General features: G+C 48.9%; 12 protein-coding genes. 11 read left to right on the plus strand and 1 reads right to left on the minus strand.

Annotated elements, in window-relative coordinates; translation table 11 throughout:
- Positions 1-207 precede the first annotated feature (207 nt).
- Positions 208-5,688 (minus strand): MG2 domain-containing protein, encoded by a 5,481-nt coding sequence (locus U5R06_09685; GenBank protein MDZ7723053.1) that lies wholly within the window; start codon positions 5,686-5,688, stop codon positions 208-210.
- Positions 5,689-6,044: 356 nt separating this feature from the next.
- Here U5R06_09685 and U5R06_09690 point away from each other — a divergent pair, with 356 nt between their 5' ends.
- The 11 genes from U5R06_09690 (at position 6,045) to U5R06_09740 (ending at position 20,859) form a co-directional block, all read left to right on the plus strand.
- Positions 6,045-7,034: a two-component regulator propeller domain-containing protein gene (locus U5R06_09690; GenBank protein ID MDZ7723054.1), complete on the plus strand. Its 990-nt coding sequence runs from the start codon at positions 6,045-6,047 to the stop codon at positions 7,032-7,034.
- Positions 6,943-9,603, plus strand: a complete 2,661-nt coding sequence (locus tag U5R06_09695; GenBank protein MDZ7723055.1) for a two-component regulator propeller domain-containing protein — start codon at positions 6,943-6,945, stop codon at positions 9,601-9,603. Before U5R06_09690 ends, U5R06_09695 begins: the two co-directional genes overlap by 92 nt.
- Complete coding sequence (locus U5R06_09700; protein MDZ7723056.1) at positions 9,548-10,174, plus strand: DNA-binding response regulator; 627 nt, start codon at positions 9,548-9,550, stop codon at positions 10,172-10,174. The genes U5R06_09695 and U5R06_09700 overlap by 56 nt, the downstream gene beginning before the upstream one ends.
- A 353-nt stretch (positions 10,175-10,527) precedes the next feature.
- Positions 10,528-12,024: a glycoside hydrolase family 30 protein gene (locus tag U5R06_09705; protein ID MDZ7723057.1), complete on the plus strand. Its 1,497-nt coding sequence runs from the start codon at positions 10,528-10,530 to the stop codon at positions 12,022-12,024.
- A 16-nt stretch (positions 12,025-12,040) separates the two neighbouring features.
- The gene (locus U5R06_09710) at positions 12,041-12,943 is read left to right on the plus strand and encodes a hypothetical protein (protein ID MDZ7723058.1); all 903 of its coding nucleotides are present in this window, start codon (positions 12,041-12,043) and stop codon (positions 12,941-12,943) included.
- 153 nt (positions 12,944-13,096) lie between these two features.
- Positions 13,097-14,452, plus strand: coding sequence for an MFS transporter (locus U5R06_09715; protein MDZ7723059.1), 1,356 nt, complete (start codon positions 13,097-13,099; stop codon positions 14,450-14,452).
- Positions 14,453-14,470: 18 nt separating this feature from the next.
- A complete protein-coding gene (locus U5R06_09720) occupies positions 14,471-14,728 on the plus strand; it encodes a hypothetical protein (protein MDZ7723060.1) in 258 nt (85 codons plus the stop codon).
- Between the two features lie 278 nt (positions 14,729-15,006).
- On the plus strand, positions 15,007-15,270 hold the full coding sequence (locus U5R06_09725) for a hypothetical protein (GenBank protein MDZ7723061.1): 264 nt from the start codon (positions 15,007-15,009) through the stop codon (positions 15,268-15,270).
- Between the two features lie 41 nt (positions 15,271-15,311).
- Entirely contained in the window at positions 15,312-17,687 is a 2,376-nt protein-coding gene (locus tag U5R06_09730) for a hypothetical protein (protein MDZ7723062.1), read from the plus strand.
- A 276-nt stretch (positions 17,688-17,963) separates the two neighbouring features.
- On the plus strand, positions 17,964-20,306 hold the full coding sequence (locus U5R06_09735) for a TonB-dependent receptor (GenBank protein MDZ7723063.1): 2,343 nt from the start codon (positions 17,964-17,966) through the stop codon (positions 20,304-20,306).
- Positions 20,212-20,859: a hypothetical protein gene (locus U5R06_09740; protein MDZ7723064.1), complete on the plus strand. Its 648-nt coding sequence runs from the start codon at positions 20,212-20,214 to the stop codon at positions 20,857-20,859. The genes U5R06_09735 and U5R06_09740 overlap by 95 nt, the downstream gene beginning before the upstream one ends.
- The last annotated feature ends 28 nt before the right edge of the window (positions 20,860-20,887 follow it).

The raw sequence follows: 20,887 nt of genomic DNA on the forward strand, positions 1-20,887 counted from the left end.
CAAAGATAGTAAAGATAATCAAAAATTGAATATACAGTTTTTTCCTTGGCTGTCCTTTCTCTGCGCCTCTGCCTGCATCTCTTTTAAAAAATCAATCCACGCAAAGAAGCAAAGATCGCAAAGAAAAACAAGAGTTAATCCAAATTATGATTTCAAATCGTTGGGAATATTTATTGGCCTGAATTTTATTTAATTCTATTTTATTATTTAAAACGCCGGCTTGACCTCAACCTCACCGGATTCAATCGCGGCCGACACCTCCGGCGAATACATGGCTTCCACCGTCACCGGCGGCAGGGTATACGTGCCGGCGAATGTGGGATTCACCTGGATAAAAAAGTTTTTCTGACCGCGGTGCAGATCAAAGAACCAGTTGACCCGGTCGTCGCGGATGTCCATATACTCGCCGTTATCCGGATTGTAAGATTGAATCCAGGTCGGTAGGTTCTGCTGTGTCAGGCGCGGATTGATGATCTCCCAGCCGGCCGGCAGCAGACTCGACAGGGCCAGTTCCTCAAGCGGATTTCCACTCTGATTAATCACCTGGTAACGGACCCAGAACGGCTGTCCCTGGGACAGAGCCTCGACGGATATTTCGTGTCCCTCTTTGCCGTAAAACGCGCGCGCCAGCTTGACACCCTGCTGCTGCGCCGGAATGATATCCTTTAGAGGTATGCCTTCCTCGAACAGCGTGATAAATAGCGGCGCATCGGATTTTGGCGTCACAGTGATCGCTTTGGCATAGGCATCGCTGACGTCCATGGACATCTGGTAATCGTTCAGAATAAAATCTTTGGCGGCATTGTCACCGGTCTGCACGCTGAATTCCACACTGCCCTGTGACAGGGATGATTGCGCGTAAAATTTAGACGATGCCAATAGCGCAGATCCGATATCATGCGTAGAATACCAGCCTGTGGCGCTGAACTGCTTGCTAAAGGCGCGCACATGTCCGGCGGCTGCTTTCACGTCCTGCATATCCAGAGCGCAGCAGGTCATGAGCGCCTGATCGCGGATCACAGAACCAAAGGTGCCGCTCATTTCCCGATACGGAGAAATCGAGGTGTCGATCTGTTTCTGAATATCGTTGGCCGCCGCCTGTTCGCCGGACAGGGCGTATGCTGCGGCCAGCAGTGATTGGGACAGCGGATCCAGCTCCGGCAGCAGGGTTTCACGCATCAGGTTCATGGCGCCGTGATGCGGATGCCCGGCGAGGGACAATACATACAGCCGGTATGCCTGATAGCGATGATCTTCCCGGACCTCTCCGGCCTGGCTTTGCGCGCTTTGCCGCCAGCGCCGAAGGAGCGATGCCGGGATGTGATAGCCCAGTTGTTCGGCGAGCACCAGAAAATGTCCCGCATAAATAGAGCCCCAGTCCGAGTAGCGCTGTTTGTAATACTCGTTCACCGGCCAGAACGAAAATCCCTGTTTGATCTGAAACGACGGCAGTTTATCAATGGTTTGAGTGATATTGTTCTGGATGGCTTGAGCTTCCTGTTCACTGACGTCCATGACATTGTCAATATACAACTGTGCCATGCCGGTGGATACGGTTTGTTCCAGGCAGCCGTAGGGATAACGGATCACGCGTTTAAAACGTTTCTGCAGCTGGATGTCGGGAATGCGGGTGAACGCCAGGGTCGCCGAGTTGGTGCCCGGCAAGCCGATTTTTTCCGGAGTTAATACCACCGGCTGGTCCTGAGCCGTGGTATCGGTGACCCGGGTATAGAACGGATTGAACGGCCGCACCGGAAACTCGGCCTGCGCCGACGCCTGCTCACGGCCGGATTCGGCCTGAACGGTCAGCTCGGAGCCGCCGATGCGTTCATCAGCTTGTATGTCAAAGATCACGTCTTTTTCACCGGTTCCTTTAAAGGTCAGGGATTTGCGCGTGCTGTCCCGGATGTTGAGCAGGTCCGAGGTTCGGCATTCGACAGTAACGTTGCGGATATTCTCGTCATGGGCAAACACCGTCACAGGCACATAAAATTTGTCGCCGGGACGCGCGAAACGCGGAATGGTGGGCAGCACCATCAATGGACTCTTGACCCGGATATCCGCGTCCTGCGCAGCATAAGCATGGCCGCTGCAGGCGGTGAGCATGGCGCGTACCGAGCCGATAGTGTTGTGCATATCAAAGGAAAGAGCTTTTGTTTTACCCGGTTTTATACTGAACGGGCCTTTGAAAAACACCACCGGTTTGAAGCGTTGGATATTTTCCAGTTCTGCGAGTCCCGCCCCGGCGCGTTTGGCCATCGCCTCGGCATAGCCGCCGCCGATGGAGAAATACACGTTCATATCCGGAAGGAGCACACCCAGAATCTCATCCCAGGTATCCAGTGTGGTCACACCGAGACGCAGTTTTTTGAAATAGTGCTCCCAGGGATCGGGCGTTGTAAAATCTGTCAAATTTAGCAGCCCTTCGTCCACGATCGCCAGGGTAGCGGAAATCGCTTTGCGGTTGGGATTGGCAATGTCGATGCGGAACGACTCGCCCGGACGCACCGTTTCAGGAGCCGTCATCCGCACATTCAGGCGCGTCTGCGGCGATTCCACGAACACAGGCTGGATGCCGAAAATGCGCCGCGGCAGATCGTTGTCCTTGTGTTCGTGCGGCTGGATCAAACTCAGGGACGCATAGCAGTTGGGGATCATGTCCTGCGTGATTTTAAACCCGATTTTCGTGCGTTCCTTGTCCACGGATCCCACTTTTTGCAGCAGGATGCGTTCGTCCTGTTCGAGGGTAAACAAATACAGGCCTTTATCCGGAGTGGTAAAGCTGAGTTCCGCCTTGTCACCCGGCGCAAAGCGGTCCTGATTCAGGGTGAGATTCAGGAACGGCTGATCGGTTTGTTCGTCCGGCTGCGCCTGACGTCCCCATTGCGAGGCGCTAAAGGTGACGGACGCGCTCTGGCCGGTCTGCAGGTCTTCGACACGGATCATGTGAAGACCTTCTTCATCCACCAGGGTTCGAAACGCCAGCGGATTGGTTGCGGATTTCAGAGTTTTGCTTTCCACCTCAAAGGTGTTGTCCAGTTTCCTGAATGTTTTATCGCGGTTGCGATAGTATTCCCACCACCAGTAATTGCGGTTGATGTAATGTGAGACCCGCAGGTTGTGACCGGAGACCGGCTGACCGTCGAATGTGGTGACGATCACGGGAAATTCATAATCCTGACCGGTACGCAGATACTGCGAATCCGGGCGCCGGATTCCCACCACACTGTCCACCGGTTTGATGAGCATGGACTGCTGCTCGCGGGTGAACCCCCCGCCGCGCTCATAGACCGTGGCATTGACATGGGCGCGCACCAGCTTGGCCTGTTGCACGGATTGGGAAAAGGTATAATCAAAGTTAATAGTTCCCTGTTCATTCAGGGTATCCGACAGGAGCGTGTGTTCACGGGGCGAGAACCGGTCTTCTTCATCCGTAAACGAATAGTGTTCATAGCCGGGCACGCTGAACGAGGCTTGGGACAGAGACGCCTCGACCTGAACGCGCAGCCGCGATGCCGGAGCGCCGAACAGGTATTGGGATGTTACGTTGCCGTTCAATACCGGCGGCCGTCCGGTGACGGTATCCGGCAGCATTAGATTCACCTTGAGCCGGTTGGGGCTTAACCGTTCGATTTTCAACCAGTGAGTAAAGGTCTGTCCGGCAAATTCCAGTTCAGCGCGCCAGTTGCCGGTGGGCGCACCGGGTGGGGTCGATAGCTCAAAGGAACAATGGCCAAACTCACCGCTTTGGGTTTTCAGTTCATGCGTCATCTGGTTGTGAGGATTGAACACTTTGAGCAGAATCGGCTGTTGGGCGGGCGGAGTTTCGGTGTTCGTACGCAGAATCGCGGACAGATGTATCGTATCACCCGGCCGATACACACCGCGGTCGGTGTAAATAAAAGGATTGATGCCGTCCTGTCCGCGGCTGACACCGGATACATCAAAGGTAGACGTTTCCCAGCCCGACTGATTCAGTTTGATCACGGCAATTCCCTGATCATTGACGCCCTTGATGTAATATCCGTCATCTGCTGTAAAATGCGCATGCCCGTCCTTATCGGTTTGCCGGGTTTGAAGCGCCTTGTTCTGATAGGTATACAGGGTCAGAGTCAGGCCGGAGACCGGTTTGGCATCGGATAGTTCAGCAGCGTACAGATGCAGACCGTCATCGGCTTTTTTAAGCGATAGACCGATGTTGGATGAAATCAGCACTTTGAGTCGGGTGCCGTTCTCGCGATAATAGCCGTAGCGGTCGGGATTGTCATAATAACCGGTATCCGGATAATACAGTTCGTCGGCGGATACCGAATTTTCATTGTTTGTCGGTCTGCCGACCAGGTCATCGCGGTTAAATTGACAGGTGACCACAAACATGGCATTGGTTTTATCGCTAAACACCGGACTCAGGTCAAGTTCACCGCGCATCCAGGTGTTGCGTTCCGCGTCCAGGTGCAGTTCTTTGTTGTAAATCTGTTCCGCCACCCGGTTCAGGTCATTGACGTAGCGTTTCTGATCACCCCCGAGCATGTTGTTCTGCAGAAAAAATCCCTGATTTTGCGGAAATATTTCGTGCACCTCTACACGCATTTTTCCGACATTTATGCTTTTAAACTGCAGACGATAGTCATTGGCAGGCGGCAGAAAAACACCTTCCGAGAGCCATTCGATTTTGGGTTTTTGATTGGCCAGGCGGAACGCCGCTTTATAATCATTCTGCAATTGCGTGTTCAGTGCACTTTTAAATCCTTTGCGAATGTGAATCACGTATTCGCGGCCGGGGATGAATTTGCCTTTGAGCAAAAGATAATTGTCTGATAGACTCAATTCATAATCAACAGCCGGATCAATGCTCACATAACCGCTCAAATCCCGATCTTTTGCAATGGGATCGGAAAATCGAAAGCCGTATGTTTTGAGTTCATCTCCGGGCTGGCTTTTATGGGTATGCGTGATCACCTTGAACGTATGGGCTTCCGGCAGGATCAGGGTTTGGCTCCAGGGTTTGTTGTCGGCTGTATAATCGGAGGGTAGCTTTAATGTGACATACTGCACGCGTTCACCGCGCTGTACCGGCTCGGAAATGATCTCGTATGCATGCCGGCCGTCATCGGCTGTCTCGGCCCGGAGCTTGAGCGGCTTTGAGTTGATCGTGCCTTTGAGATCGTTGTTCAGCTTTTCCGGATCAACTTTTTGGGCAAACTCTATTCCGGCCTGCAGCCGCACCTGATGCGGCGCGCCGTCTGCGGGCTTGAATGACCAGTCGAATGTGTTGATGTCCTGTTCTGCGGTTTTAAAGCTAAAGGTGAAATCACTGCCGGTTTTGCCAGGCAATGCGCGGCTGCCGATCAGTTTGCCGGTATAGGATACACCCGGGGGCAGCGCTTCGGCAGGTTTAAACGTGAGCGTGGAGGGATCAACCCATCGCGCTTCACCCTGGATGGCAGGCTTGAATTTGAACGGTGATTGATCCAGTACTTTGTCTTTAAAGTGTTCCGGAACCATGGATTGGTTGAAAATTAGCGTGATCGAAGCTGTGGTTTTAAGGGTTTGGGCCGGTGTGGATACGATGGATCCGGCCAAATCAATCGATTCAGCGCTGTCTTTTTCTTTCCATTGATCTTTGAATGAATCTGTACAGCTGATGAACAACAGTAGAGACAGAATACATACGAGTATTGATCTCATGATTTCTCCTTTACTGAACACAAATTGAAATGCTTGATAAATAACCCCGATCCGATAGTAGGCGGCTCGCTTGTTTATTTTAACCATTTGTAATCTATTATGCAAAGGAAATTTGCATAAAACAGGAGGGAACTCTATCATGAAACCGTCGTTTTTAAGCGATAGATACAGAGTCTTGCTGATGAAATATCTTGCAATTGTGGTTACTTTTGATTATCGTTATTGATAATCGTTATTAAAAAGACATTGGATGGTTTCAAGCCGTTTTAACAATTGCGATTTTATTGTTTTCGGGGGTAATGCATGGCTGTGTATCGTACAACTTGCTGGTAACAGAGAGCACAGGTGACGGTTAATTGAAAAATAAACTATTTCTCATTCTCTTTTTCTTATTGATGGCCAACGCCGTCCATTCTCAGTACAAGAATCTTCGCTTTACGCATCTCAGTACAGCGGACGGTCTGTCGAGATCACATGTGACCTGTAGCTCCCAGGATGCCCGGGGATTTATGTGGTTCGGCACGTCGAATGGGCTGAACCGCTATGACGGATACGATTTTTCCATTTACACCTATCATCAGAATGATCCTTATTCCATCAGCCATAATTATATTTCGTCCATCTGTCAGGACGCGGACGGCAAGATGTGGGTGGGCACGAGTGACGGACTGAATGTTTATGATCATGCCATGCATCATTTTGAGACTTTTAAACACAGTGATGAGCACCCCGGCAGCATCAGTGACGATCAAATCGAGGCCATTATTCAGGACAGACGGGGCCGGCTGTGGATCGGCACCCGTAACGGTGGTGTGGACCGTTATGATTCTGAAACCGGTCAGTTTATTCATTATCAACACGAAGACGGCCGTTCCGGTATCAGCGGCAATGACGTGCGGGTTCTGTTTGAGGACAGCGGCAACCGGCTTTGGCTCGGGCATTGGAACGGCGGCATTGACATCTATGAAGAACAAACTGACACATTTGTTCCGTTGTTTGAGGATCAGCGATTGACACAGTCGGGCATCATGGATATGGCCGAACTTGACTCGTGCCTCTGGATCGGCACTCAGAGCGACGGACTGTACAAAATCGATCTGCGTGACCTGCGTTTGTCTGCTGTGACCCATTACCGGCAGTCTGGTGAAAACAGCCTGGCCAGCAACAGTGTTTTGTCGTTGATGCCAGATAAAGACGGACATCTCTGGATTGGCACGGAAAACGGCGGCCTTGATGTTCTGGACGTCAATCGAAATGTGTTTTACCACAATCAGGTGGATCCGTTTGACCCGGGCGGACTCGATTCCCAATTCTGTTTATTCAATTTACAAGGATCGGTCGGGTAATATCTGGGTGGGCACGTTTGCCGGGGGCATTAATCTGATGATGCGCGGCAAGGCCGCCTTTCAGCATTACAAACATATTCCGGGCCGGAAAAACGGTCCGAGTCATAATATGGTGACCAATTTCCTGGAGGATGAGAGAGGTCAACTGTGGATTGGTACGGACGGCGGCGGTCTGAATGTTTTTGATCCGCAAAATAAAACTTTCAAGCATTATACGGCGGCCAACAGCAATTTGAGCAGTGATGTCATCCTGAGTTTGTTTCAAAATCAGGAAAAGCAGTTATGGGTTGGAACCTGGGCGGATGGATTGTACCGATTCGATCCAAATTCCGGACGTGTAAAACGTTTCACGCGTGAAACCCATGCTCTGGGAAGCAATAATATTTTTGACATCGAGTCTGATTTCGCCGGCAATCTCTGGATGGCGTCGTTTTGGGGCGGTTTGACGTTTTTGGATCCGACCGGTGATTCGACCCGGATTTACCGATCTGAAAACAGCAATCTGAGTGATGACGATGTACGGGTGATTTGCCGGGATCATGACGGAACCTTCTGGGTGGGAACGGATGCCGGTCTGGACCACTTTGATCCGGTTAGTAAAAAGTTTGTCAATTATCAACACGAACAATCCGATACCGGCAGTCTAAGCAAGGGATTTGTTTTGTCCATTCTGGTGTCCCGGGATTCCACACTCTGGGTGGGCACCATCGGCGGATTGAATCGCTTTGACCGTGAAACCGGAACGTTTGAACACTATACCGTCGACGTTGGCCTGCCCAATGATGAGATTAGATCCATTGTTGAAGATAACGACGGCATGCTGTGGCTCGGGACCAATAAAGGATTGTCGCGGTTTAATCCGGTGACCGAAACCTTTGTCAATTACGATATGTCGGATGGGTTGCGAATTAATGAATTCAGTTCCCGAAGCTCGTTGCTGCTGAGCAATGGTTCGCTGGTATTCGGCGGCAATAACGGCTTTAACATGTTCCAGCCCAAAAATCTCGAACGCAATTCTTTTATTCCGCCTGTGCTCCTCACCGATTTCAGGATTTTTAACGAGTCGGTAGAGATTGGAGAGCGCGATTCATTGCTGCAGCAGGATATCAGTGAAACCCGGGCGATAGAGCTCAGCTACCGTCATTCGGTTTTTTCTTTTGATTTTGTGGCTCTGAACTATATTTCTCCTGAAAAGAATCAATATGCCTATATGATGCAAGGGTTTGAATCCAGTTGGAATTATGTGGGCTCCCGGCGCACCGCAACCTATACGAACCTGGATCCGGGTCGTTATGTATTCAAAGTCAAAGCCTCGAACAATGACGGCATCTGGAACGAAACCGGCGCCTCGGTCAATATTCTGATTCATCCCCCGTTTTGGAAAACCTGGTGGGCTTATCTGATTGAAGCGCTTCTCGTCCTGGCGCTCATTTCCTTTGTTCTGAATTATTTTATCAGCCGCCAGCGTCTGCGCCATAAACTGAAAATGGAGCACTTGGAACTGGAAAAAATGTACGAACTGGATCAGATTAAAACGCATTTTTTCACCAATATTTCACACGAGTTTCATTCTCCGCTGACTTTGATCATTGATCCGCTTGAAAAAATTGTCAAGACGTTTCATGTGGACGAAAAACTGAGAAACAGTCTGGAACTCATCCACCGGAATGCGCGCCGGCTGCAGCGCATGACCCGCCAGCTGATGGATTTTCAAAAACTGGAAACCGGAGACCTGCAGCTTTACTTGTCGCGCGGGGATATTGTACAGTTTGTAAAAGCGATTTTTTATTCATTTGCAGATTACGCCTCGCAGCACCAGATCACGTTCAAATTCGAATCTGAAATTGAGGACGCGGCTGTGTGGTTCGATCCGGACAAGCTGGACAAGGTTGTGTATAATCTGCTTTCCAATGCATTCAAATTCACACCGGACGGCGGCACCGTCAGAGTCGGCGTATCATTACTGTCGGGGAGTCAGCTGAAACAAATGAATCTGCAGGATAAAGCTGACCGCTATATTGAAATTCAGGTCCAGGACAACGGGATCGGCATTGCCAAAGATCAGATTGATAATATATTTAAACGGTTTTATCAGATCGATACATCCGATTCAACCAACAAACGCGGTATCGGGATTGGCCTGGCGTTCATTTACGAAATTCTGCGGTTATATCAGGGCGATATATCGGTGGACAGCGAGCACCAAAAAGGCACCACCTTTACGGTGCGGATTCCGGTCGATGAGCATTATCTGGAAGAAAATCAGCTGGTCGGAGAGTTTAAACATCAACCGATGAACGACTTTTACATGTCTGATCTGGCGGGATCCATCTCGAAACCATCAAAGCAGAACGGACAGCCCGATGCGCACAAGGGCAAGGAAGATATTCCCAGTATCCTGATTGTAGAGGATGATATGCAGATTCTGGATTATATTCAGAAATCTCTGCAGAGCGAGTGCCGCATTTACAAGGCAACGAATGGAGAGGAAGGACTGGAAAAAGGCCGGAAAAATGATACCGGATCTGATCATATCGGATATTATGATGCCCGAGATCACCGGAATTGATATGTGCAATCAACTCAAACAGGATGAGAAAACCAGTCACATTCCAATTATTCTGTTGACAGCCTACACAAGCCAGCAATATCGAATAGACAGTCTGAATCAGGGTGCGGATGCCTATCTCACCAAGCCATTCAGCATAGATGTGCTGGAGGCGCAGGTTGTGAATCTGCTGGATTCGCGTACAAAATTACGCGAAAGATTTACTTCGCATTTTCTGCTGGAACCGCAAAAAGTCGAGATCACGGACGTAGATGAACGCTTTTTAAAACGCGTGATCGATGTCATTGAAAAACATATGTCGGATGCCAAATTTAACGCCGACATGCTGAGCAGCAAAGTCGGTTTGAGCCGTATGCAGCTGTACCGCAAATTGCGCGGACTGACCAATCAAACCGTGCATGAATTCATTCGCAGTATCCGGCTTAAACGCGCGGTGCAGCTTTTGGAAGAAAAGCGCATGACCATCACAGAAGTGGCCTATGATGTCGGATTCAATGACCTGACCTATTTTGCCCGCTGTTTTAGAAAACAATACGACAAATCCCCTTCGGAATATATTTCCAGCCGTTAAGCGTGTCTAACCGGACTGATTGTCTGTTCTGTCCCGGACTGTTGCAGGGGGCAGTCTGCTTTATCAAACACAAGTTCGACAGTTGTTTTATAACATTCATTTTTTGCGATAAAAATCATTTCCTAATCCCGCGTGGTAAAGACCTGTCCTTTTATTGCAAAGAATGAATTTTAAAGTGTTGAACCCAGGTTAACAAATCTGCTGTTCTTGCCGAATGAGTGGATTTCAATTAAAAACCTTCCTTTTTGATACCATTGTCCGATACTTTGTTACTCCAGTCCGAGCTTTTATCCCGGTTTTTTATATTTTTCTCTTATTGAATTGTCATTAATTCCAATATCTGAGAGAAAAAAATGAAATCCTTTTATTTTATTCCTGTTTTTGCTGTGATCTTGACAGCCTGCTCATCATCTGATCACCACAACTATACACAGGTTCAAGTTATTCAAACTTCCAGGCAGGGAGATCAGCTGAATGAAACGGCCCGACTCGATCTCAGCGCCGGGAGTGTTTCTGACGCTGTTGAAATCCGTCTTGATCCCGCACAGACGTTTCAGACGCTTGAAGGATTCGGCGGCTCGTTCACAGAGGCTTCCGCGCATGTCTTGAAACAGTTGAGTGCGGATAAACGCGACGAGGTGATTCGCGCTTATTTTTCTGATCAGGGCTCCAATTACACCCTGACCCGGACCCATATGAATAGTTGCGATTTTTCCCTCGGCTCCTATTCCTATGCTCCTGTCGCGGGCGATACGGCGCTGGAGCATTTTTCCGTTCAGGAAGACAAAGACGACATTATCCCGTTAATCAAGGATGCGATGGCAGTATCTCGGGACGGGTTCAAACTGATTTCCAGTCCCTGGACCGCGCCGCCCTGGATGAAGACCAACGAGGATTGGTTCGGAGGATCGCTGAAACCCGAATATTATGAGACCTGGGCGCTGTTTTTCGCCAGGTATATCCGTGCCTATCAGCAGGAGGGTATTCCCGTGTGGGCGGTTACCGTAGAAAACGAACCGCTGGGCAATGATTCCAACTGGGAAAGTATGCATTACACCCCGGAAGAAATGCGTGATTTTATAAAGTATCACCTGGGACCGCAGTTTAGCAATGACAATATTGACACCCGTATAATGATATTCGACCAAAACCGCGATCATGTGCAGGAATGGGCGGATGTCATATTGTCCGATTCCGCCGCCTATGGCTATACCTGGGGTATTGCCGTGCACTGGTATCGCAGCACAGTCGATTGGTTCCCGGAGGCGCTGAATGCGGCGCATGAACAGTTTCCGCAAAAACCGCTGCTGAATACTGAAGCCTGCATCGATGCTGAAATTCCCGTTTGGCGCGATGATGCGTGGTACTGGCAGAAAAATGCCACAGACTGGGGATTTGAATATGCGTCTGAAGAAAACAAACATCTGCATCCCCGCTATGTACCTGCTTTTCGCTATGCACGTGATATTATCGGCGGACTGAACAGTCATTTGGTGGGCTGGGTGGACTGGAATCTAATTTTGAATGATCAGGGCGGTCCCAATCATGTTCAGAACTGGTGTATTGCACCGGTGATCGCCCGTCCGGAGAGCAATCAGGTCTATTACACGCCCTTGTATTATGTGCTGGCGCATTTCAGCCGTTACATGCGGCCGGACGCCAGGCGTATCTCTGCGCAATGCAGTCATGATGATTTGATGGTCACGGCCTGTATCAATCCGGATCAACGCATGGCCGTGCAGGTTTTTAATCCATCGGAATCCCCGGTGCCCTTTCAGGTGACCCTGGGTGACAAGCGCGTGTCGCATGAAATTCCGGCGGCTGCTTTGCAGACGCTATTGATACATTAAAAAAGGTCATGTAACGATGGCAATGCAACTAAATAATGATCAGGTTAAACTGGAACTATGCGAACCCGGTGAAGTGTATCGCGGGATGCGATTCGACTGGACCGGACAGATCGAGCAGATCACCTATAAGGGCGGAGAGCCTTATACCTTTTGCACCCGGGAAATTCCCGATGCACCTCTGACCCGGCAGGGGTTCGGGCTGGTCAACGAGTTCGGCATTGATCAGGCGCTGGGGTACCGCGACTGTCCGGTCGGCGAACAATTTCATAAAATCGGCGTCGGACTGTTAACCCGGGATACTCATGAATCCTATGATTTTTTCAGGGATTATCCGGTGCAACCTTATGAGTTCAAGGTATCCGCCGTATCAGACACACGCAGTGTATTTACTTGCGAGGCTGCTGAACATCGCGGATATCAGTTCAAACTCGAAAAACAGATCGAACTGGCTGGTGCGGGTTTTTCTATCCAATACACCTTTACCAATAGCGGTAAAAAGCACATTCGGACCAATGAATATGTGCATAATTTTCTGGCCGTGAATGAACAGGAAATCGGTTCAAACTATACTCTGAGGTTTTCATTCCCGATTGATCCAAAGCGGTTTCACGCCAACGTGAATCCCGAGGCTGCTGTGCAGTTTGACGCCAATCAGGTATTTTGGAAAAAAACCCCGGAACAGCAGTTTTACGTTGCCAATGTCGGCGGCGCGCCGCAGAGCGGGGCCTCCTGGACTCTTGTCTTTGACAATGCCATCCGGATTCGGGAGCAAGTGGATTTTCAAACCACCGTGAACTTGTGGGGGCATTCCCACGTGGTGAGTCCGGAATTCTTTTTTGAACTTGATGCGGCGCCGGGAGAGCAGGTGACCTGGCAGCGGCGATACGATATTCTGCCCGAAACCGGAAAAAAAAGCTGAAAAATGCCGATTTGTTACGATAATACGACATTTTGTTACTATGATACGAGCATTTTGAGATTGAATTTCATAAATATGAGATGCAGACTCGGGAGCAGCCCCGATAACGAGAGAATATGAGGGTGTATCCCTTTAACGATGAATGGAGAGTTGATGGAACCTGTCAAGCAAAAATTGACCTTTAAGGAAAAAGTCGGATACGGGCTGGGGGATACGGCCTCTAATTTATACTTTCAAATGTTTGTCAATTTCTTATTGTTTTTCTATACCGATGTGTTCGGTATTCCCGCCGCGGCAGCCGGTACTATGCTGATGGTATCGCGCTTCTGGGACGCGATCAATGATCCGCTGATGGGGATTATCTCGGACCGCACGCAGACCAAGTGGGGCAAATTCAGGCCGTATCTGCTCTGGATATCACTGCCACTGGCGATAATCGGCGTTGCTACATTTACCACACCGGATCTGAGTGTGACCGGCAAGATTGTTTACGCTTATATCACATACACGCTGATGATGATGGCTTATACGGCGATCAATATTCCCTATTCCGCGCTGCTGGGTGTTCTCAGTCCGAGCTCCCAGGACCGCACAAGCGCTTCGACGTACCGGTTTGTGCTCGCATTTATCGGCGCTTTTATCGTGCAGGGGCTGACCTTGCCGCTGGTCAATTTTTTCGGCAAAGGCGATCAGGCCACGGGATTTCCGTTGACCATGGCTGTTTTCGGTGTCATGGCTGTTATCCTGTTCTATCTTACATTCAAAGGCACCCGCGAACGGGTTCAGCCTCTGGCAAATCAGCAAACATCGTTGAAAGATGATCTGAAAGATTTACTTAAAAATCGTCCGTGGATGCTTCTGTTGTTCATGGGTGTGTTTACACTCGGTTATGTGATTGTCAGAAACGGTTCGATCATGTACTATTTCAAATATTATGTCAACAATGAAGTCATGGCTTCCGTGTTCATGGTGTCCGGGACCGTGGCGATTATTGCCGGTATTACCTGTACCCAGTTTTTTTCCAAAGTGTTTGGCAAAAAACGCTTTTATATCATTGTCATGGCACTAACCACGGTTTTGACGGTTTTGTTTTACTTTATCCCCAAAGAGCATTTGGTTCTGGTGTTTGTCATGCACATTATTATTTCGTTTGTCATGGCCCCCCAGGCGCCGTTGTTATGGGCCATGTACGCAGATACGGCGGACTATTCCGAGTGGAAGAATGAACGCCGGGCCACGGGACTGGTGTTTTCCGCGGCAACGTTTGCCCAGAAATTCGGAATTGCATTGGGCGGCGGTATGGCCGGCTGGATGCTGGCGTTGTTCGGTTTTATCGCCAACCAGCCGCAAACTCCGGATACCATCACCGGAATCCGGTTGATGATGAGTATTATCCCGGCAATCGGGACATTGATCGCGGCGGTTGCAGCCATTTTCTATGAACTTGATGATGATAAAATGGCTCAGATTGAAAAGGATTTGGAAACAAGACGTGCTCTGGAACAATAAACCGTTACAGGACTATTGATGAATCGTGATCCAATATACATAGGCAACACAACATTACAGATCAACTCGCGAGATGTGCAGGGATTTGCGGATTGCAAGGAAAATGGTCGTGATTATCGCATAGAACATTACGATCAGATGCGTCCCTTTTTTATGAATATTGTCAGCGATTCTGATCTGTGGATGTTTATATCCAGCAACGGCGCCTTGACTGCCGGACGCCGGGATCCGGACCACGCGTTGTTTCCCTATTACACGGATGACCGGATTACATGATTCTCATGATATTACCGGAAGTAAAACACTGCTGCTGGTCGAGAAAAGCAGCAAAATATATTTGTGGCAGCCTTTTTCGTCCTCTTGTGAGAATTTGTACAAAACAGAACGTGTGTTGACCAAAAATGATATCAGCCATCAAGTGACATTCAGAGAGGTCAATCTTGATTTAGAGTTGATATTCGAGTACACCTGGACCTCTTGTGATCGTTACGGATTTGTGAAAAAATCGCATATCCGCAATTTAAACACACACCCCAAAACAGTCCGTATTCTGGATGGCATTCAGAAACATATTGCCGTTTGGCGCCGATCAGACATTTCAAAACCAGTTCAGTACACTCCTGGATGCTTACAAACGCAATGAACTGCAGCCGGAAACCGGATTGGGATTATATACATTGAGTTCGATTCCGACCGATAAAGCGGAACCTAACGAGGCTTTAAAGGCCACTACCGTGCTGGTCTTGCGGTTTAAAGTTTCGATAAAATTCTCCTCTCCTCTCAACAGATTGCAGCTTTCTGCAAGGGGGGACCCGTAACACCGGAAACGCTGGTCAAGGCTGAACGCGGCGCTTATTTTTTGCACTCGGAATTGGTTCTCGAGGCAGAGGCCGGTTCATCCTGGTATATGGTTGCTGATCTGAATCAGGATCAGTCCGATGTTGCGGGTTTGCAGCGGCTGTTGGCGTCGGATACGGATTTGGTTGCTTTAATTGAAAACGAAATCGACCATGATCGGGAGAATCTGCGCCGGAAAATTGCAAGGTCTGATGGATTTCAGCTGACACAGGATGATTTGGGTGCATTGCGCCATACGTCGAATGTACTGTTTAATATAATGCGCGGCGGGATTTTTGAGGATAGTTACTACATCCAGACCCGCGATTTTAAGCGGTTTATAAAAACAGCAAACCAGCTTGTTTTTAAAACACATCAGGATTTTCTGCATTCACTACCGGAAACCATAGAGCTCTTTGAGCTTCGCGATCAGGTCGGTCGCCTAAATGATATTGATCTTGAACGTCTTTTGTACGAATATCTCCCCCTGAGTTTTAGTCGACGGCATGGCGACCCCAGTCGACCCTGGAACCGGTTTTCTATCAAAGTCAAAGATGAAACCGGCGAAAAAAGCCTCAATTATCAGGGCAACTGGCGCGATATTTTCCAAAACTGGGAAGCGCTGGCTCTCTCATTTCCCGGCTATCTGGAACATATGATTACCAAGTTTGTCAACAGCATGACCGCGGATGGATACAATCCCTATCGGGTCCTGCGCGATGGATTTGACTGGGAAGTTCCGGACACCAACGCCTGGAGCAATATCGGTTACTGGGGTGATCATCAAATTGTTTATCTGCTGAAATTACTCGAGCTTTCTTTTAACTATCATCCGGAGCATTTGAAAGCGCTGCTAAGCCGGGACATGTTTACCTATGCGCGCGTTCCCTATCGGATCAAACCCTATCAGTCCCTGGTTCATGATCCGCACCGCACCATTGAATTTGATCATCAGCAGGATTCTGATATCAGAGCGGATGTTGCAGAGCTGGGTGAGGACGGCAAATATCTGCTGGATGAACAGAAACAGCCCTGTAAAGTGAATTTATTCGAGAAACTGCTGGTGCCGGTTTTGGTCAAACTGTGCAATTTTGTTCCCGAAGCGGGTATCTGGATGAACACGCAGCGTCCGGAATGGAACGATGCCAATAACGCGCTTGTGGGGTACGGCACTTCAATGGTGACCCTGTATTATCTGCGCAGGTACACTGTGTTTGTCAGTGAACTGTTGCAGCAAAGTGATCCCGAAGAACTGACTGTATCCGGAGCGGTACACAGTCTTTATCATGATTTATATACTGCATTCAAATCGTTCGAACCGGATTTGAACGGGACGTTGACGGATGCACGGCGCAAAGAAATCCTAAATGAACTGGGAGCCGCCGGTGAACAGCACCGAAAGCGCGTATACGAAAACGACTGGGGCAACCGGGACAAGGTGAAAAAAGCGCATGTGATTGCGTTTCTGGGCCTGGCGCTGCATCATCTGGATCACTCTATTTCAATGAACCGCCGGTCTGATGATCTCTTCCATTCCTATAATCTGATTCGCTTTAACAATAATGAGGGCATCGAGATCCGTCATTTATATGAAATGCTGGAGGGCCAGGTCAGTGTTTTATCTAGTGGATACTTGTGCTTTGAGGATTCGATTATTTTGTTGAATTCTCTGAGAAAGAGCAAATTATACCGCAAAGATCAGGACAGCTATTTGCTTTATCCGGAGCGTTCGCTGCCGGATTTTATGGAAAAAAACAATATACCGGATGAACAGGTCAAACGGTCCGAGCTGTTAAAGACGCTGCTGAAAAAAGCCAATGAAGACATTGTGAAACGCGATCCTGACGGACAGGTGCATTTTGCCGGAACTCTCGGCAATGCCGGCAAACTTGAACAGGCGCTTGAACAACTGGATTCGCAGTATCGGGATCTGGCGAGCAGGGAAAAAAGTATTGTACTTGATATATATGAATCTGTTTTTGATCATCAGTCGTTCACCGGGCGTTCCGGTACCTTTTATAAATACGAAGGTCTGGGCAGTATCTACTGGCATATGGTTTCTAAGCTTGCTCTTGCCGTACAGGATGTATTTTATCGGGCGCTGGAAGACGATGCAGATCGTTCAATATTGGACAAACTGAAAAATTATTATTACGAGATTCGTTACGGGATTGGCAGTCACAAATCCCCGGATCTGTACGGCGCGTTTCCGACCGATCCCTATTCGCATACGCCACGGCACACCGGTGTTCAGCAGCCGGGCATGACCGGACAGGTTAAAGAAGATATTATATCCAGATTCGGTGAACTGGGTGTCTGTGTACGAAAAGGTAAAATATCTTTTCATCCGGATACTGATCTCGGATTCCGAGTTTTTAAATCGATCCAGTGTGTTTGAATATTTTAACGTGGGTAACGAAAAACAGACGTTGATGCTGTGTCCCGGTATGATCGGCATGACACTGTGTCAAATTCCGTTGATTTATATCAGCTCTGATGAACAAAAGATTATTGTTACGTACAAGGATGGTTCTGAAATTACAGTCGCAGGTTATCAGCTTAATCGGGATCTTTGTGATCTTGTGTTCAGGCGCAAGAACCACATTGTAAAGATCCAGGTGTTGTTGTGTAACGAGGAAGCGGCATCAACACAAGGTTTTGAAAGGAGAGAAACATGAGAAAAATATGGTTTATCCTTGCAGTGGCTGTTTTACTGCTGGGTTCCGGGCAAGCATGGGCTAAATCCCGGATCACAGGCAAGGTCACGGATGCAAAAACGGGTAACGGCTTGCCCGGCGCCAATGTGTTCATCGAGGACACCAATATCGGCGCGGCAACCGGGCTGGAAGGTGAGTACCTGATCACCAATGTTCCGCCGGGACAATATACCCTGATTTTTCGCTATATCGGTTATGAGGAAGCGACGGCCCAGGTGAATGTTACAGCCAATGAGACGATCATTCAGGATGTGAGGTTGGAATATCAAACTTTGACCGGTGAAGAAGTCCAGGTGACGGCTCAGGCTGAAGGTCAGATGCAGGCCATCAATCAGCAGATTACGGCAAATACGATTAAAAATATTGTCTCATCGGATAAAATTCAGGAACTCCCGGAAGCCAATGCGGCCGAAGCTGTGGGCCGGTTGCCGGGCATTTCACTGAAACGTGAAGGCGGTGAGGGAAACAAGGTCGTGATTCGCGGTTTATCACCAAAGTACAACAAGATTCAGATTGACGGTGTCAGTATGGCGGCAACCGGCAGCGAAGACCGCAGTGTTGATCTGAGTATGATCTCACCGAATATGCTGGAAGGCATTGAAGTCAGCAAAGCCGCCATGGCGGATCAGGAAGCCGACCAGCTGGGCGGGACGGTGAACTTTATCCTGAGAGGCGCCCGGGAAAAGTCTTCATTGAACGTCACCGCCCAGGGCGGTTACAATGAACTGAGCGATGAATATCAGAATTACCACTTGATTGTCGGCGGCGGAAGACGTTTCTGGGACAACCGGATCGGTGTTTTTGCGCAGGCGAATCTGGAACGTCGGGACCGCAGTGACAATAATGTGTATTCCGGATATCAGATGCTCCAGGATTCCATAACGATTGCCAATATGCTGGGATTCCAGGATGTTCGTCGCACCAACCAACGCCAGGGCGCTATGCTGGTGCTGGATTATAAATCTCCGCTGACCAACGTCAAATTTTCAAATACATATAATCATATTGATATTGACACCTATTCCAGACAGGAACATCTGGATGTGGTGGGACGCAACCATGGGTACAACGGCATCAGCACGCAAGAAGATATGACAGTTCTGGTCAACGCCCTGAATGTGGAGCAATATATCGGCGATGTAAAACTGACAGCCAATGCCAGCTATTCGCGGTCCGAGAAAAAAGTGCCTGAAGAACTGCGTCTGGAAGCCGCAGAAGCGAATGCTTTTGTGGAGCGCTGGACCTTTGATGATAAACCTATACATCCAACCGAGTTTCAGGCCAAGGCCATTAACGATACATCAAAGATTCTGGTCAATTGGTTTCGTCAGCGCGAGTTTGATGTGATGGAAGAAGAGCTGTCCGCGGATATCAATGCCGAATGGGGATTTGATGCCGGGATTGCACAAATTCAGTTCAAAGTCGGCGCCAAATATAAAAACAAAAACAAAGATTATAATAACGAGGAATACCGTATTCCGATTGCCTGGAATGATCTGGATTTGGCGCGCGCCTATCTGGCGGATGAATTCGGCTTGAGCGGCTATGATATCGGTCAGGATTTTCCCTACAGACCGTTCATCGATTTCGATTATGACCCCGAGACGTTTATGGCGGGTGATTATAAAATCAGTCGAATTCCGGATCGTGGAAAAATAGAAAAACATTACCACGCCATTCGTGACCTGGAAACGGTGCGCGGACAGTCGGTTGGTAAAACAGTATACCGCGATTACAATGCTTCGATCCAGAATGATTATTTCGGCGAGGAAAACTATTTTGCCGCTTATTTTATGCCCACCATCAAAGTCGGTGAATCGGTTACCTTGATACCGGGTGTGCGCTATGAACAGAACAACACGGAATACACTGCCAACCGCGCGGACAGTCCCGGCAAGTGGAGCGATCCGTTTCCGGTGGATACAGCCGCGGCCACACGCGAGAATGACTATTTTCTGCCGATGATTCACGCCAAATACAAACCGGTTGACTGGTTCGATGTACGCGCCAGTTATACCCAGACCCTGTCGCGTCCCAGCTATATGAGCATTATTCCCAGCTGGACGTCCTGGCAGGATAACCTGACCTGGAACAATACGACACTAAAACCTTCGGTGTCGAAAAGCTGGGATCTGTATCTGTCCTTTTACAGTGACAAGGTCGGCTTGCTGACGATCGGCGGATTTCAGAAAAATATTAAAAACTTTGTCTATAACACAGACCACCTGGCTGGTGGACTCGACGGATATTCGACCGGAATGGCCGGCAAGCGTACAGACCGGCGGCAAGGTGTTCGGTAATATCAATAATCCGAACGCAGCCAACCTGTACGGATTGGAAACCGAGTGGCAGTCGAATTTCTGGTTCCTGCCCGGCGCTCTGAAAAGTCTGGTGCTGAATGTCAACTATACCTACACATACTCGAATCTTACCTATCCCCGGCGCGAGGCAGTGTGGGAGATGGTGCGCGTTGGTATTATCAAAGTACCCAAAATTGTCGGTATGGTGGATGGAAGTTATGACGCACGGCTGCTGGATCAGCCGACCCACACATTGAACTTTACAGTGGGATATGACTATAAAGGATTCTCGATTCGAACATCCATGCAGTATAAATCCGATGTCTTTGCAGCCAACAACTGGTATGAAGAATTGCGTGAAACCACCGAGCCGCTCACCTTGTGGGATATGAAGATTCAGCAGCAGTTGCCGGTGAAAGGGCTTCAGGTGTTCGCCAATTTCAACAATCTATCGCGTGCCGTTGAACAAACGTCCAATAACGGCACCGGCTGGTTTACCAGTAAAAGTTATTACGGGTTTTCTGCGGACGTCGGTCTGCGCTATGAATTGTAAACAGGTATAAACATGAAAACAAGAGAAA

Source organism: candidate division KSB1 bacterium (assembly GCA_034521575.1).
GTDB lineage: Bacteria > Zhuqueibacterota > Zhuqueibacteria > Residuimicrobiales > Krinioviventaceae > JAXHMJ01.

Bases quoted from the DNA above. Each gene is read 5' to 3' on its own strand.
- U5R06_09685 (MDZ7723053.1), bottom strand. From the start codon at position 5,688: ATGAGATCAATACTCGTATGTATTCTGTCTCTACTGTTGTTCATCAGC.
- U5R06_09695 (MDZ7723055.1), top strand. From the start codon at position 6,943: ATGTGTTTTACCACAATCAGGTGGATCCGTTTGACCCGGGCGGACTCG.
- U5R06_09700 (MDZ7723056.1), top strand. From the start codon at position 9,548: ATGATACCGGATCTGATCATATCGGATATTATGATGCCCGAGATCACC.
- U5R06_09705 (MDZ7723057.1), top strand. From the start codon at position 10,528: ATGAAATCCTTTTATTTTATTCCTGTTTTTGCTGTGATCTTGACAGCC.
- U5R06_09710 (MDZ7723058.1), top strand. From the start codon at position 12,041: ATGGCAATGCAACTAAATAATGATCAGGTTAAACTGGAACTATGCGAA.
- U5R06_09715 (MDZ7723059.1), top strand. From the start codon at position 13,097: ATGGAACCTGTCAAGCAAAAATTGACCTTTAAGGAAAAAGTCGGATAC.
- U5R06_09720 (MDZ7723060.1), top strand. From the start codon at position 14,471: ATGAATCGTGATCCAATATACATAGGCAACACAACATTACAGATCAAC.
- U5R06_09725 (MDZ7723061.1), top strand. From the start codon at position 15,007: ATGGCATTCAGAAACATATTGCCGTTTGGCGCCGATCAGACATTTCAA.
- U5R06_09735 (MDZ7723063.1), top strand. From the start codon at position 17,964: ATGAGAAAAATATGGTTTATCCTTGCAGTGGCTGTTTTACTGCTGGGT.